The organism is Bradyrhizobium ingae, assembly GCF_055791185.1.
In genome coordinates this window covers 1-15,218 of record NZ_JBVUBB010000038.1, presented here as the reverse complement: position 1 = coordinate 15,218, position 15,218 = coordinate 1, and the positions used below count along the sequence as shown (strand labels likewise).

12 protein-coding genes are annotated in these 15,218 nt (G+C 64.2%); all 12 read left to right on the top strand.

Annotated features, from left to right (window positions below; translation table 11 throughout):
- The first annotated feature begins 45 nt into the window (after positions 1 to 45).
- Positions 46 to 2,742: an aconitate hydratase AcnA gene (gene acnA, locus ACV1FX_RS34595; protein WP_473122023.1), complete on the top strand. Its 2,697-nt coding sequence runs from the start codon at positions 46 to 48 to the stop codon at positions 2,740 to 2,742.
- A gap of 46 nt (positions 2,743 to 2,788) precedes the next feature.
- Positions 2,789 to 3,808 carry an isocitrate/isopropylmalate dehydrogenase family protein gene (locus ACV1FX_RS34590; protein ID WP_473122022.1) on the top strand — a complete coding sequence of 340 codons (1,020 nt, stop codon included), beginning with the start codon at positions 2,789 to 2,791 and terminating at the stop codon, positions 3,806 to 3,808.
- Between the two features lie 325 nt (positions 3,809 to 4,133).
- Entirely contained in the window at positions 4,134 to 5,786 is a 1,653-nt protein-coding gene (locus ACV1FX_RS34585) for an acetolactate synthase large subunit (protein ID WP_473122021.1), read from the top strand.
- 10 nt (positions 5,787 to 5,796) lie between these two features.
- Positions 5,797 to 7,182 (top strand): aldehyde dehydrogenase family protein, encoded by a 1,386-nt coding sequence (locus tag ACV1FX_RS34580; protein WP_473122020.1) that lies wholly within the window; start codon positions 5,797 to 5,799, stop codon positions 7,180 to 7,182.
- 39 nt (positions 7,183 to 7,221) lie between these two features.
- Positions 7,222 to 8,394, top strand: a complete 1,173-nt coding sequence (locus ACV1FX_RS34575) for an iron-containing alcohol dehydrogenase (RefSeq protein ID WP_473122069.1) — start codon at positions 7,222 to 7,224, stop codon at positions 8,392 to 8,394.
- A gap of 45 nt (positions 8,395 to 8,439) precedes the next feature.
- Positions 8,440 to 9,768, top strand: a complete 1,329-nt coding sequence (locus ACV1FX_RS34570) for an MFS family transporter (RefSeq protein WP_473122019.1) — start codon at positions 8,440 to 8,442, stop codon at positions 9,766 to 9,768.
- 53 nt (positions 9,769 to 9,821) lie between these two features.
- Positions 9,822 to 10,490, top strand: a complete 669-nt coding sequence (locus ACV1FX_RS34565) for a poly(R)-hydroxyalkanoic acid synthase subunit PhaE (protein WP_473122018.1) — start codon at positions 9,822 to 9,824, stop codon at positions 10,488 to 10,490.
- Complete coding sequence (gene phaC / locus ACV1FX_RS34560) at positions 10,487 to 11,584, top strand: class III poly(R)-hydroxyalkanoic acid synthase subunit PhaC (RefSeq protein ID WP_473122017.1); 1,098 nt, start codon at positions 10,487 to 10,489, stop codon at positions 11,582 to 11,584. Before ACV1FX_RS34565 ends, phaC begins: the two co-directional genes overlap by 4 nt.
- A 21-nt stretch (positions 11,585 to 11,605) precedes the next feature.
- Positions 11,606 to 13,564, top strand: a complete 1,959-nt coding sequence (locus tag ACV1FX_RS34555) for an acyl CoA:acetate/3-ketoacid CoA transferase (protein WP_473122016.1) — start codon at positions 11,606 to 11,608, stop codon at positions 13,562 to 13,564.
- A 22-nt stretch (positions 13,565 to 13,586) separates the two neighbouring features.
- Positions 13,587 to 13,997, top strand: a complete 411-nt coding sequence (gene phaP, locus ACV1FX_RS34550) for a TIGR01841 family phasin (protein ID WP_473122015.1) — start codon at positions 13,587 to 13,589, stop codon at positions 13,995 to 13,997.
- 87 nt (positions 13,998 to 14,084) lie between these two features.
- Positions 14,085 to 15,035 carry an alpha/beta fold hydrolase gene (locus ACV1FX_RS34545; RefSeq protein ID WP_473122014.1) on the top strand — a complete coding sequence of 317 codons (951 nt, stop codon included), beginning with the start codon at positions 14,085 to 14,087 and terminating at the stop codon, positions 15,033 to 15,035.
- Positions 15,028 to 15,218, top strand: a 191-nt coding sequence (locus ACV1FX_RS34540) for an acetyl-coenzyme A synthetase N-terminal domain-containing protein (protein ID WP_473122013.1), incomplete at its 3' end; no start/stop codon positions are given. The genes ACV1FX_RS34545 and ACV1FX_RS34540, both read left to right, overlap by 8 nt.

Genomic DNA, 15,218 nt, shown 5'->3' with positions numbered 1-15,218 from the left:
AGGGGTCTCCCTTAAAAATCATCCGCGCAAGAGGATCGATCGTCCATGAGCAGTCTCGACAGCTTCAAATGCCGCAAGACACTGGTCGTCGGCGGGCAGGCCTACACCTATTTCTCGCTGCCGGATGCCGAGAAGAACGGCCTTGCCGGCATCTCTCGCCTGCCGTTCTCGCTGAAAGTGCTGCTGGAGAACCTGCTGCGGTTCGAGGATGGCCAGTCGGTGACACGCGCCAACATCGAGGCGCTGGCGCGCTGGACCGACGACCGCGGATCGGCCGCGGCCGAGATCGGCTTTCGGCCTGCGCGCGTGCTGATGCAGGATTTCACCGGCGTGCCCGCCGTGGTGGATCTCGCGGCGATGCGTGACGGCATGGAGAAACTCGGCGGCGATCCCTCGAAGATCAATCCACTGGTGCCGGTCGATCTCGTGATCGACCATTCCGTCGTGGTCGATCATTTCGGCAATGCACAGGCGCTGCATGACAACGTCGCCCGCGAATATGAGCAGAACGGTGAGCGCTACAATTTCCTGAAGTGGGGACAGGGCGCGTTCGCCAATTTCCGCGTGGTGCCGCCCGGTACCGGCATCTGCCATCAGGTCAATCTCGAATACCTGGCGCAGACGGTGTGGACCGCCGAGCGTGACGGCAAGACCTTCGCATATCCGGACACGCTGGTCGGTACCGACAGCCACACCACCATGGCCAATGGTCTGGCCGTGCTCGGCTGGGGTGTCGGCGGCATCGAGGCCGAGGCCGCGATGCTCGGCCAGCCGCTGTCGATGCTGGTGCCGCAGGTGATCGGTTTCAAGCTGTCCGGCAAGCTCCGCGAGGGCGTGCTGGCGACCGATCTCGTGCTCACCGTCACCCAGATGCTGCGCAAGAAGGGCGTGGTCGGCAAATTCGTGGAGTTCTACGGTCCCGGCCTCGACCACATGACGCTGGCCGACCGCGCCACCATCTCCAACATGGCGCCGGAATATGGCGCGACCTGCGGCTTCTTCCCGGTCGACCGGGAGACGCTGAACTATCTCAATCTCTCCGGCCGCGCCAGCGACCGCATCGCGCTGGTGGAGGCCTATGCCAAGGCGCAGGGCCTGTTCCGTAACCCGGGCATGGCGGATCCGGTGTTCACCGACACGCTGGAGCTCAATCTCGAAGAGGTCGTGCCGTCGCTCGCCGGGCCAAAGCGTCCCGAGGGCCGGCTCGGCCTGTCCGTCGCCAAGACCAACTTCCTCACCGTGCTCGAAAGCGAATACGGCAAGCAGGGCCAGGCCGCGAAGCAATTCGCGGTCGAGGACAAGGAGTTCAAGCTCGGCCACGGCCACGTCGTGATCGCGGCGATCACTTCCTGCACCAATACCTCGAACCCCTCGGTGTTGATCGGCGCGGGGCTCCTGGCGCGCAATGCGCTGCGCAAGGGCCTCACCGTGAAGCCTTGGGTCAAGACCTCGCTCGCGCCGGGCTCGCAGGTGGTGGCGGAATATCTTGCGAAGTCCGGGCTGCAGGCGGATCTCGACGCTCTCGGCTTCTATCTCGTCGGCTTCGGCTGCACGACCTGTATCGGCAATTCCGGTCCGCTGCCGAAGGAGATTTCCAAGTCGATCAACGACAATGGCGTGATCGGCGCGGCCGTGCTCTCCGGCAACCGCAATTTCGAAGGCCGTGTCTCGCCCGACGTGCAGGCGAACTATCTCGCCTCGCCGCCGCTCGTGGTGGCCTACGCACTCGCAGGCTCCCTCCAGGTCGATCTCGTCAATGAGCCTCTCGGCAAGAGTCCTGACGGCCTGCCTGTCTACCTCGAGGACATCTGGCCATCGAATGCCGAGATCGAACAGTTCATCCGCGACAATGTCACGCGTACGATGTTCGAGACCAAATATGCCGATGTGTTCGAGGGCGACGCCAACTGGAAGGCGGTCAAGGTCGCGACCGGCCTGACCTACCGCTGGAACATGTCGTCGACCTATGTGCAGAACCCGCCTTACTTCGAGGGCATCACCATGAAGCCCGCGCCGACCGGCGACATCGTCGGCGCGCGCATCCTCGGCCTGTTCGGCGACAAGATCACGACCGACCACATCTCTCCGGCGGGCTCGATCAAGCTATCGTCGCCGGCAGGAGAATTCCTGCGCGCTCGCCAGGTCCGGCAGGAAGACTTCAATCAATACGGCACGCGGCGCGGCAATCACGAGGTGATGGTGCGCGGCACCTTCGCCAACATCCGCATCAAGAATTTTGCCGTGACCGGCGAGGGTGGCGCGACGCCGGAAGGCGGTTGGGCCGTGCATCAACCGTCCGGCGAGCGGATGTCGATCTTCGATGCGGCGATGCGCTACGAGCGGGAGAAGGTCCCGCTGGTCGTGTTTGCCGGCGTCGAATATGGCAACGGCTCCTCGCGCGACTGGGCGGCCAAGGGCACCAAGCTGCTTGGCGTCCGCGCCGTGATCGCCCAGAGCTTTGAGCGCATCCATCGCTCCAACCTGGTGGGCATGGGCATCCTGCCCTTCGTGTTCGACGAAGGCACCTCCTGGAAGAGCCTCGGCCTGACCGGCACCGAGCAGGTCTCGATCAAGGGGCTGACGGATATCTCGCCAGGCCAGCGCATCACCATCGATATCACGATGGCCGACGGCACGGTGAAGCAGGTCCCGCTGACCTGCCGCATCGATACGCTCGATGAGCTCAACTACTACAAGCACGGCGGCATTCTGCCCTACGTGCTGCGCCAGCTTGCGGCGTGATGCGCCGCCGATCTCTCAGAGCAAGATCAAGACAGGGGAAATGAAGATGGCAGGCAGAATTCCGGCGACATTGATACCCGGTGACGGGATCGGTCCCGAGATCACGGCAGCGGTGACGCGCATCCTCGATGCGCTGGGCTCGCCGTTCGAGTGGGACGTGCAGCAGGGCGGCATGGCCGGGATCGAGAGCGCCGGCGACCCGCTGCCGGGAGTTCTGGTCGACAGCATCCGCCGCACCAGGCTCGCGCTGAAGGGACCTTTGACGACGCCGGTCGGTGGCGGCTTCCGTTCGGTCAACGTCCGCTTGCGCGAGGAGTTCGGGCTGTACGCCAATCTGCGTCCCGTAAAGACCATGGTGCCCGGCGGCCGCTACGAGGACATCGACCTCGTCCTGATCCGCGAGAACATCGAAGGCCTCTATGTGGCGTTCGAGCACTTCATCGCCGTGGGCGACGATCCGCACGCGGTTGCGATCTCCTCGGGCGTCAACACGCACGCGGAAGCGCGGCGCATCGTCCGCTTCGCGTTTGAATACGCGCTCGCCCACGGCCGCAAGAAGGTCACCGTGGTGCACAAGGCCAACGTGCTGAAGGCGCTGACCGGGCTGTTCCTGCAGGCCGGCCGCGAGATCGCCAAGGAATATGAGGGGCGGATCGCGATGGACGACCGCATCGTCGATGCCTGCGCCATGCAGCTCGTGATGAACCCGTGGCAATTCGACGTCATCGTCACCACCAACCTGTTCGGCGACATCCTGTCCGATCAGATGTCCGGCCTCGTCGGCGGCCTCGGCATGGCGCCCGGCGCCAATATTGGCGAGAAGGCCGCGATCTTCGAGGCGGTGCATGGCTCGGCACCCGACATCGCCGGAAAGGGGATCGCTAATCCGCTGGCGCTGCTGCTCGCGGCCGCCTTGATGCTCAAGCACGTCGGCAAGGAAGATCTTGCGACGCGGCTTCGGGCGGCGATCGAGCAGACCCTGCAGATCGACAATGTTCGCACTGCCGATCTCGGCGGTAAGGTCTCGACAGCGGATTTCGCGGGCGCGGTGATCAAGCGCCTGTAACGTGAGGCTGCGAAGGCCGGGAAGGGGAATGTCGTGACGCGCTCTGAGCCGTTGATCGTGGCGCGGGAGCATGAGGGGCCGTCCGGATCGTTGGTGTGCCAGGCAAGCACATTTCTGATCGGCGGGGTTGTCAGGCGGGCTCGGGTTTCCGGCCTGACAGTCTCGCTATCTGAGACGGAAGGCATGAGAATCCACCCTTGCAATTGGCGGGACCGTCGTCCCGCATCGTATAGTTTGGCGGGACACAAGAAACTGAAAGCCGATGGAAGAGAAGCTCGGTGCGGTTACGTGTTGCACTGCGGTAGTCGGCAAGAAGGAGAGGAAAATGGCGAAGGGCTCTGACCTGTTGGTCGCGGCATTGGAACATGAGGGCGTTGACCGGATTTTCGGCGTGCCGGGCGAGGAAAATCTCGACGTCGTCGAGTCGCTCCGCAATTCGAAGATCCAACTGATTTTGACCCGCCATGAGCAGGCGGCGGCGTTCATGGCGGCGACGCATGGCCGTCTCACCGGCCGCCCGGGCGTGTGCATCTCCACCCTCGGTCCGGGCGCGCTGAACTTCTCGACCGGCGCGGCCTATGCGCATCTCGGCGCGATGCCTATGGTGATGATCACCGGACAGAAGGCGATCATGAGCAGCCGTCAGGCGCGCTTCCAGATCGTCGACGTCGTCGCGTCGATGAAGCCGCTCACCAAGCTGTCGCGCCAGATCGTCAGCGCCGCCAGCATTCCGACGCTGGTTCGCGACGCCTTCCGCGTTGCGATGGAGGAGCGGCCGGGCCCGGTCCTGCTCGAGCTGCCGGAGGATATCGCGGGCGACGAGGTCGAGCCGGTGTCGATGGTGCCGATCCACCCGATCGAGATTCCGGTGGCGCATCGCGCGGCCCTCGATCGTGCGGCCGAGATGATCCTGGCGGCAAAGAAGCCTCTGATCATGCTGGCTGCCGCGGCCAGCCGTCCGCGTTCGACTTTTGGCATCGCCGGTTTCGTGCGGCGCACCGGGATTCCTTTCTTCACGACCCAGATGGGCAAGGGCACCGTACCCGGCGGCACCAGCCTTTACATGGGCACGGCCGCGCTGTCCGAGCGCGACTATGTGCACGAGGCGATCGACCAGGCCGATCTGATTATTGCCATCGGCCACGACACCGTGGAGAAGCCGCCCTTCATCATGGGTCCGAAGGGGCCGCAGGTGATCCATGTCAGCTACACGCCCGCGACGGTGGAGCAGGTCTATTTCCCGCATGCCGAGGTGGTGGGCGACGTCGGCCCGAGCCTTGAACTGCTCGCAGACCGGCTCGAAGGCCGGCTGCCGAACGCCAAGGCACTGCTGCCACTGCGCGAGGGCATTCTCGGCCGGATCTCCGACCGCGCCACAGAGAGCCGCTGGCCGGTGACGCCGCAGCGGCTGGTGCACGACATCCGCCAGGTCATCCCCGAGAACGGCATCGTCGCGCTCGACAACGGCATGTACAAGATCTGGTTCGCGCGCAACTACCGGACCTACGTCGCCAATACGCTGCTGCTCGACAACGCGCTCGCCACCATGGGCGCCGGCCTGCCGTCGGCGATGATGGCGGCAATGCTCTATCCGGATCGCCGGGTGATGGCGATCTGCGGCGACGGCGGCTTCATGATGAACAGCCAGGAGCTGGAGACGGCGGTCCGCCTCAAGCTCAACCTGGTCGTCCTGATCCTGAACGACGGTGCCTACGGGATGATCCGCTGGAAGCAGGCGGTCGACAATTTCCCGGACTTTGGCCTGAGCTTTGGCAATCCGGACTTCGTGCGCTATGCGGAGTCCTACGGCGCCAAGGGCTCGCGCGTCACCTCAGTGGAAGGGCTGCTGCCGACGCTGGAAGCGGCCTTCAAGGGCGGCGGCGTCCACCTCGTCGATGTGGCCATCGACTATTCCGAGAACACGCGCGTGCTGGTCGATGAGCTGCGCAACCGCAAGCTCGGGGTCGAGCCGTCCTGACGAGAGAGTGATGCTACAGGTAGTACAAGCGTTCGATCGGGCCCCGTTTGCCGAGGTCCCGGTCGACGATGTCGAGGCAATGGAAGCGAAGCTTGGGGCCGCACTGCGCGTCCTCGGCGATCGTGACGGCTGGTTGGCGCCGCATGCGCGCATCGCGGTGCTGCGGCGGGCTGCCGGTCTTCTGGACGGACGGCGGGACCATTTCGCACGCCAGATCGCACGCGAAGGCGGCAAGCCGCTCACGGATGCGATCATCGAGGTGACGCGCGCGATCGACGGCCTGCATTGCGCCGCCGACGAGCTCAGGACCTTTGCCGGGCGCGAGATTCCGATGGGACTGACGGCGGCCTCCAGCCGTCGCTGGGCCTTCACGACGCGCGAGCCGATCGGTGTCGTGTTCGCGATCTCCGCGTTCAACCATCCGCTCAATCTGATCGTGCATCAGGTGGCGCCCGCGGTCGCGGTCGGCTGTCCCGTCATCGTCAAGCCGGCGAGCGCCACGCCGCTGAGCTGCCGTGATTTCGTCGCGCTGCTGCATGAGGCCGGCTTGCCGGAGGCGTGGTGCCAGACCTTCATGCCGCGCGGCAACGCGCTTGCCGAACAGCTCGCATGCGATCCCCGCATCAGCTTCCTGAGCTTCATCGGCTCGGCCAGTGTCGGCTGGCGGCTGCACAGCAAGCTTGCGCACGGCACCCGCTCGGCGCTCGAGCATGGCGGCGTGGCACCCGCGATCGTCGATCGCAGCGCCGATCTCGACCGCATCATCGAGCCGCTGGTGAAGGGCGGCTTCTACCATGCCGGCCAGGTCTGCGTGTCGACCCAGCGCATCTTCGTGCACGAAGCGATCTTCAAGACCTTCACCGAGCGTCTGGTCGCCCGCGTCGCCAAGCTGCGGACCGGCGATCCGACCCTGCTCGAGACCGAGGTCGGGCCGTTGATCAATCCCAAGGAGGTCGACCGCATCACCGGCTGGATCGGCGAGGCGGTGGCGGCCGGCGCGCAGCGGGCGATCGGCGGCGAGCGCCTGTCGGCCACCACGATGCAGCCGACGGTCCTGCTCGAGCCGCCGTCCGACGCAAGGGTGTCGCGCGAGGAGGTGTTCGGTCCGGCTGTCTGCGTCTATCGTTACGCGCATCTGGATCAGGCGATCGCGCAGGCGAATTCGCTGCGCGTGCCGTTCCAGGCCTGCGTGTTCAGCGAGGACATCGACGTTGCGCTGCGGGCCAGTGAGCGGCTCGACGCATCGGCGGTCATGATCAACGACCCCACGACGTTCCGGACCGACTGGATGCCGTTCGCCGGACGGCGCGAGGCCGGTTACGGCGTCGGCGGCATCCCCTACACAATGCGCGACATGACACAGGAAAAGATGGTGGTGCTGCACCGGCGAGCGTGAGGCCGGGGCACCATCAAGAAAAAGAGGAGAGGGAACATGATCGGAAAATTCACCTTTCAATCGCCGTCGAACATTCTGTTCGAGCCGGGCGCCTCGCGAAAGATCGACGAACTCGTGGCCAGCTACGGCGCGCGTCGCGTCATGCTGGTGACCGACAAGGGCGTTCGCAACGCGGGCCTGACTAAGGGCGCCGAGGCCTCGCTGGCCGAAGCCGGGATCGAGGTCAGCGTCTTCGAAGACGTCGTTGCCGATCCGCCTTCACATGTTGTCGAAGCGGCGGTCGCGGCCTGCCAGGCCAACAAGATCGAGCTCGTGCTCTCGATCGGTGGCGGCAGCGCGCTCGATACCGCAAAGCTCGTCGCCTACCTTGCCAAGACGCCGGACCGTCTCGATGACATCTATGGCGTCGGGCTCGCCAAAGGAAAGCGCCTGCCGCTGCTGCTGGTGCCGACCACGGCCGGCACCGGCTCCGAGGTGACGCCGATCGCGATCGTCACCACGCCGACCACGGAGAAGAAGGGCGTGGTCTCGCCGGTGCTGATTCCGGACTGGGCGATCCTCGATCCCGAACTGACGCTGGGCCTTCCGGCCGCCGTCACCGCGGCGACCGGCATCGATGCCATGGTGCACGCCATCGAGGCCTACACCAGCAAGGTCAAGAAGAACCCGATGTCCGACCAGCTCGCGCGGCAGGCGCTGGCGTTGCTGTCGGCGAATGTGCGGCGGGTCTGCGAGAACGGCAGCGACCTCGAGGCGCGGTCGCAGATGCTGCTGGGCTCGATGCTGGCCGGCATGGCCTTCGCCAATGCGCCGGTCGCGGCGGTTCATGCGCTGGCCTATCCGATCGGTGCGATCTTCCATGTGCCGCACGGGCTGTCGAATGCGCTGGTGTTGACCCAGGTGCTTCGCTTCAACCTGCCGCAGGCTGAAGCTCTCTATGCCGAGCTTGCGCCGATCGTCGACCCGAAAACGGACGGTCTGTCGACGGCGCAGAAGGCCCGCCTGTTCGTCGATGCGATGGCCGCGATCTGCCGCGACTGCAAGGTGCCGCCGTCGCTCGCCAACGTCGGCATCACGGCAGGCGACCTGAACAAGCTTGCCGAAGACGCCATGAAGCAGACCCGGTTGCTCGTCAATAATCCGCGCGAGGTCAAGTTCGAGGACGCGCTCGCGATCTACACGGAAGCTTTCGGCAACAGGACCGCAGCCTGACGCTCGATCGTCAGGAGGCGTGGGGAGACCGGGGGAGAGGCGAGGATGAGCACTGTCTTTATTGCTGGGGCTGGACCGACGGCTAGTACGAGTTCGGCCGTCGAAACCCGGCAGCGCATCGTGGCGATCGTCGCGGCGTCGTCGGGCAATCTCGTGGAGTGGTACGACTTCTACGCCTACGCGTTCACGTCGATCTATTTCGCCGGCGCCTTCTTTCCCTCGGGTGACCGCACCAGCCAGTTGCTGGCGACGGCGGGCATTTTCGCCGTCGGATTTTTCATGCGTCCGCTCGGGGGGTGGCTGTTCGGATGGATCGCCGACCGTCATGGCCGCAAGAATTCCATGGTCATTTCGGTGCTGTTGATGTGCGCGGGATCGTTGATGATCGCGCTGCTGCCGACCTATGAGACGATCGGTGCGTTGGCGCCGGCTTTCTTGCTGGTCGCGCGACTTGCGCAAGGACTTTCGGTCGGCGGCGAATACGGCACGGCTGCGACCTATATGAGCGAAATCGCCGTCCGGGGTAATCGCGGGTTCTATTCGTCGTTCCAGTACGTGACCTTGGTCGGCGGACAGCTGCTCGCGCTGCTTGTGCTGGTGCTTTTGCAGCAGACGCTCTCGGATGCCAGCCTCAAGGCGTGGGGGTGGCGGATTCCCTTTGTCGTCGGGGCGGTGGCCGCGATCGTTGCGCTGTATCTGCGCCGCTCGCTGAAGGAGACGATCTCGGCCGACGCGGCGCACCACAAGGAGGCCGGTTCGCTCCGTGCCCTGCTGCAGCACAAGCGCGCGCTCCTCATTACCTTTGCCCTTACCATGGGCGGGTCGCTGTACTTCTATTCGATGACGACCTATATGCAGAAGTTCCTGGTGAATTCGGTCAAGATCGACGCCAGGACGGTCAGCACATTGATGACCTGCGTGCTCGTGGTCTTCATGCTGATGCAGCCGGTGTTCGGCATACTGTCCGACAGAATCGGCCGACGCAACAATCTGCTTTGCTTCGGCGCGCTTGCCGCGCTGGCCACGGTGCCGATCATGATGGCGCTGCCGGCGACGACCAATCTCTATGCCGTATTTGCGCTGGTGACGTGTGCGCTCCTGATCGCCTGCTTCTACACCTCGATCAGCGGCGTCGTGAAAGCCGAGCTGTTTCCGGCGGAGGTTCGCGCGCTCGGCGTCGGTCTGCCCTATGCCATCGCCAATGCGCTGTTCGGCGGCACGGCGGAATACGTCGCCCTGTCGTTCAAGTCCTCAGGGCATGAGTCGGTGTTCTTCTACTATGTCGCGGCGATGGCCGCGGTTGCGCTTGCCGGCTCGCTGGCGATGCCCGACACGCGGCGCCACGGCTATCTCGAGGGTGACGGCCGCGTGTGATGCTGCGGCCGATGTTCCCGAGCTGATTTGTGATCCATGATCGAGTGGAACGAATGACGGAAGATACCAAGACTGGTGCCAGCACGCTGGCCGACACGTTCACGCAATGGACGGAGCAGTGGCGCCGGATGGCCGAGGTTTCGGTTGGCGCCAGCGAGACCTGGTCGAACTCGATGCTCCCCTTCATTATGAAGCGCGCCGCCGAGAGCGGCTTCGGCATGACCGCAGGCAACGATCTCGCCGAAGCCATCGAGCGGATGGCGAAGGGGCCGCGGCTCGCCGATGTCCTGGATTTCGACCGCAAGCTCGCGCATCTGACGGCGGCCTGGAACGAGCTGCAGGGCAAGCTCGCGGCCTATCAGGTGGTGGCCGCAAAGCCCTGGACGCGCGCGGCGGAGCAGTTCAGTTCGCGGCAGTCGGATGGAAAGGTGAAGGACGCCGGCTGGCGCGAGCAGCTCGGCGCTTGGAACGAACTCGCCAATGAGGAGCTACTCGCCAATCAGCGTACGGATGAATTCCTGGTCGCGCAGAAGCAATTGCTGCAGGCCGCAACCGAGTTTCGTGCGCGCCAATCCGAAATCGCCGATACCATCGCCGCCATGCTGGGCATCCCGACCCAGCGCGATTTCGATGAGGTGACGCGCCAGCTCACCGAGCTCAGGCGCGAGGTTCGGGCGCTCGAGCGCCGGGTCGGTGAGGCGGGATCGCGGGGGAACGCATGAGCAGCGACAAGCCGAACTGGAACGTGACCGGCCCGTTCGCCGAGATGACCGACAAGATGCTGAAGGCCGGCAAGCTGCTGTCGACCATCAAGGACGATGACGTCGATGTCGGCGCGACGCCGAAGACGCTCGTCATGCGCCGCGACAAGGTCGAGCTGTTTCGCTATGCGCCCATCGCCGAGCAGAAGGTCAAGACGCCGGTGCTGCTGGCCTATGGCCTGATCGGCCGCTACACCATGGCCGACCTGCAGGAGGATCGCTCGCTGGTCCGCAGCCTGCTGTCGCAGGGGCTCGATCTCTGGCTGGTCGATTGGGGCCAACCCAACCGCACCGAGCGCTGGCTGACCATCGACGACTATGTCGACGACTACATTCATGCCGCGGTGGAGCGGGTCTGCCGCGAGACTGGTCACGACAAGATCATGCTGCTCGGCATCTGCGAGGGCGGCGTGTTCACGACCTGCTACGCCGCACTGCATCCCGACAAGGTCAAGGGTCTGGTGCTGACGATCACGCCGATCGACTTTCATGCCGACCGCGACGACCCGGATACGCATCACGGCTTCCTCAATCTCTGGACCCGCAGCCTGGAGCGCGGCGATATCGACAAGCTGGTCGATACCTATGGCGGGCTGCCCGGCGAGTTCATGAGCTCGGTGTTCTCCCTGATGACGCCGATGCGATCGCTGACCAAATACAATGTCGACCTGATCGATGTCGTCGACGACGAAGCCAAGCTGATGAACTTCCTGCGGATGGAAAAGTGGCTGGCCGACCGGCCGGCGCATCCGGGCGAGGCGGCCAAGCAGTGGCTGAAGGATCTCTACCAGGACAACAAGCTGGTGAAGGGCGAGTTCGTGCTGTCGGGGCGGCGCGTCGATCTCTCCAAGCTCACCGCGCCGGTGCTCAACGTGTTCGCGTTGAACGACCACATCATCCCGCCGACCTGCTCGCGCGCGCTCGGTGAGCACGTCGGCACCAAGGACTATTCGGAGATCGAGCTGCCCGGCGGCCATGTCGGCCTGTTCGTGTCGAGCAAATCGCAGGGATCGCTCAGCAAGGGCATATCGGCGTGGCTGGCAGCCAGAGACTAGCGCGATGACCCAGGAACTCGCATGATGAGCAAAGACAAGATCGTTTCCGCCGACGAGGCTGTCGCCATCATCCGTGATCGCGACACGGTCTGTACTTCCGGCTTCGTCGGCATCGGCACGCCCGATGAGCTCCTGATCGCACTGGAAAAGCGGTTTCGCGAGACGCGCCATCCGTCCGACCTGACGCTGATGTTCGCAGCCGCGCCCGGCGATGCCGCCGACCGCGGCCTCAATCGGCTCGCCCATGACGGTCTTCTCAGGCGCGTCGTCGGCGGCCATTGGGCGCTGGTGCCGAAGCTCGGCGAGCTCGCGCTGGCCAACCGAATCGAGGCCTACAATCTGCCGCTTGGCTGCATCTCTCATCTCTATCGCAACATCGCTGCGCGCGGCCCGGGTGTGATCTCCAAGGTCGGCCTGAAAACCTTCGTCGATCCGCGACTGCAGGGCGGCAAGCTCAACGAGAGCACCACCGAAGACCTCGTCGAATTGATGCGGATCAATGACGAGGAGTGGCTGCGCTATAAATCCTTCCCGATCCACGTGGCGCTTCTGCGCGGCACCACGGCAGATCCGGCCGGAAACATCACCATGGAACGCGAGGCGCTGACGCTCGATAACCTGGCGATGGCGATGGCGGCGAAGAATTCACGCGGCTTCGTCATCGTGCAGGTTGAACGCATCGCGGCGAGCAACTCGCTCAACCCGCGCGAGGTGCAGATCCCCGGCATTCTGGTCGACTGCGTCGTCGTCGCCGACCCCACCAATCACGTCCAGACCTATGGCGCGACCTACAGCCACGCCTTCTCCGGCCGGCAGCGGGTGCCGATGGACCGTGTCAAGCCGCTCGAGCTCGACGAGCGCAAGATCATCGCCCGGCGCTGCGCGTTCGAGCTGCCGCCCGGCGGCGTGGTCAATCTCGGTATCGGCATGCCCGAGGGCGTATCCGCGGTTGCTGCCGAAGAGCACATGCTGAAGTTCCTGACGCTGACCGCTGAGCCCGGCATCATCGGCGGCATGCCGCAGGGCGGGCTCAATTTCGGCACTGCGCTCAATCCCGACGCGGTGATCCACCAGAACCAGCAGTTCGACTTCTATGATGGCGGCGGCCTCGATCTCGCCTGCCTCGGCATGGCGCAGGTGGATGGTGCAGGCAATGTCAATGTCAGCCGCTTCGGTTCGCGCCTTGCCGGCGCCGGCGGCTTTATCAACATCTCGCAGAGCTCGAAGAAACTGGTATTCGCGGGCACCTTCACCAGCGGCGGGCTGAAGATCGCGGTCGAGAACGGTGCGCTGCACATCCTGCGCGAAGGAACCGCGAAGAAGTTCATCTCCGCGGTCGAGCAGATCACCTTCAGCGGCGAGCATGCCGCGGAGACCGGCCAGCCGGTGTTCTACGTCACCGAGCGCTGCGTGCTGCAGCGGACGCCGGCCGGCGTCGAACTGATCGAGGTGGCACCCGGCATCGACATCGATCGTGACATTCTCGGCCAGATGGATTTCAAGCCGCTGGTTCGCAACGTCCGCACGATGGACGCCCGGATCTTCCGCGAAGGACCGATGGGGCTCGATCACATGCTGCTCGGCCGCAGCCTTGCCGATCGCATCAGCTACGACGCCGAACGCAACATGCTGTTCGTCAATTTCGAGGGATTCGATGTCAGGACAGTCGAGGACGTCGATCTGGTCCGTCGCGAGGTGGAGCGTGCATGCCGCGCCGTCGGCAAGCCGGTTGCGCTGGTCGCCAACTATGACGGGTTCTACCTGGAGCCCATCGTCAGCGACACGTATTTCTCGATGATCGCCTATCTCGAGCAGCGGTACTACAGCTCGGCTTCACGATACACCACCAGCGCATTCATGCGCATGAAGCTTGGAGAGGGGCTCGCCGAGCGTCACGTCGCGCCGCATATCTTCGAGACCCAGGCGGAAGCGCAGCGCTTTGCACGTTCCGAAGCATTGATCGAACCATCCAGCAGGTAGAATCCCGAAGGAGGCTAGCATGATGACAGACGCCGATAAGATCGCCCAGGCCGTGAAAGAGCAGATGCAGAAGCTCTCACAGACGTTCAAATTGCCCGATGTCGATGTGCCGGCACTGCTCGAGAGGCAGCGCAGCACGATCGACGCCATCTCCAAGGCTGCTCAGCTCTCGAACGAAACGGCGGCCGAGGTGTCGCGCCATCAGCTGGAGATTCTTCGCTCGGCCTCGGAACACGCGGCGGCGATGATGCGCGACATGAAGCTTTCCGGCGAGCAAGGGCGCGAATTGGCGACCAAGTCGTTCGAGGCCGCTCTGACCAGCGCCCGCGAATTCGCCGAGATGACGGCGAAGTCCAACGCCGAAGTGTTCAATCTGATCAAGCAGCGCATGACGGACAATTTCGAAGAGATGCGCAAGAACTGGAAATCGTAGCGTTGTTGAACGAACGTCAATTGGCTCACGGGTTGTCGGCGCCGTGCTTGGCAAGCGTTCGTGTCGTGGCTTGCCAGGAGAGGTGGGATGTCTGACGGATCGGAAGAGGTGGCATTGAAGGTTCGAAGGGACAGGCCGGAGCATCCTCGGCCTGATCGCGAGGGTATTGTACAGGGCCTTTCGCCGTCCGGTTTCCACCAGTTGGCATACACCGATTGGGGACCCGTCGACGACAAGAGACCGATCGTCTGCGTTCACGGACTGACGCGGCAGGGGCGGGACTTCGATCATCTCGCCGAGCGGCTGGTCGCAGCCGGTCGGCGCGTGATCTGCCCGGACCTGCCGGGCCGAGGCCGCAGCGGCTGGATCGGCAACCCCGACCACTACACGCTGCCGCAATATTGCTCCGACATGAACGCGTTGATCGCGCGTCTCGGTGTGTCCGAGGTGGATTGGGTCGGAACCTCGCTGGGCGGCTTGATCGGCATGATCATGGCAGGCTTCTCCGGCAGCATCGTGCGCAGGCTCGTCATCAACGACATCGGTCCCTTCGTGTCGTCGACGGGGTTGCAACGGATCGGCCAGTACATCGGCAACATGCCGGCGCTATTCAAGTCGATCGAAGATGCAGAGACGTACTTCCGGACGGTGCTGGCGCCTTACGGCAAGCTCGCCGATGAGCACTGGCGTCACCTGACCGAACACAGCGTCCGCTGGGATGACAGCCGGCAGGGTTATGCGCTGCTATGCGATCCCGCTATCGCGAAGGGCTTCAGGTTGCCCTGGTTCGCGGCGTTGAACCTGTGGGACTATTGGGAAGCCATCAACGTGCCCGTGCTGGTGCTGCGCGGCATAAATTCCGACCTGCTGTCGTTCGATCTTGCGGCCGAGATGCGCAAGCGCAATCGAATGGCCAACGTCTTTCAGTTCGACGATTGCGGACACGTCCCGCCATTGATGGCGTCCGAGCAGATCGATGTGGTGACAAAGTTTCTGCTCAAGGACACGATTTTTGGTTGGGGAGAGCGAAATGGATAGCAGCAAGCAGGGCACTTCGGTCGCCGAGAAGATCTACGACGTCCCGGCGGAGTGGGCGAAGCGTGCCTGGGTCGACCAGGCCAGGTACAAGGACATGTACGCCCGCTCGATCTCGGACCCGAACGGCTTCTGGGCCGAGCAGGCCAGGCGCATCGACTGGATGAAGGCGCCGACCAGGATCGA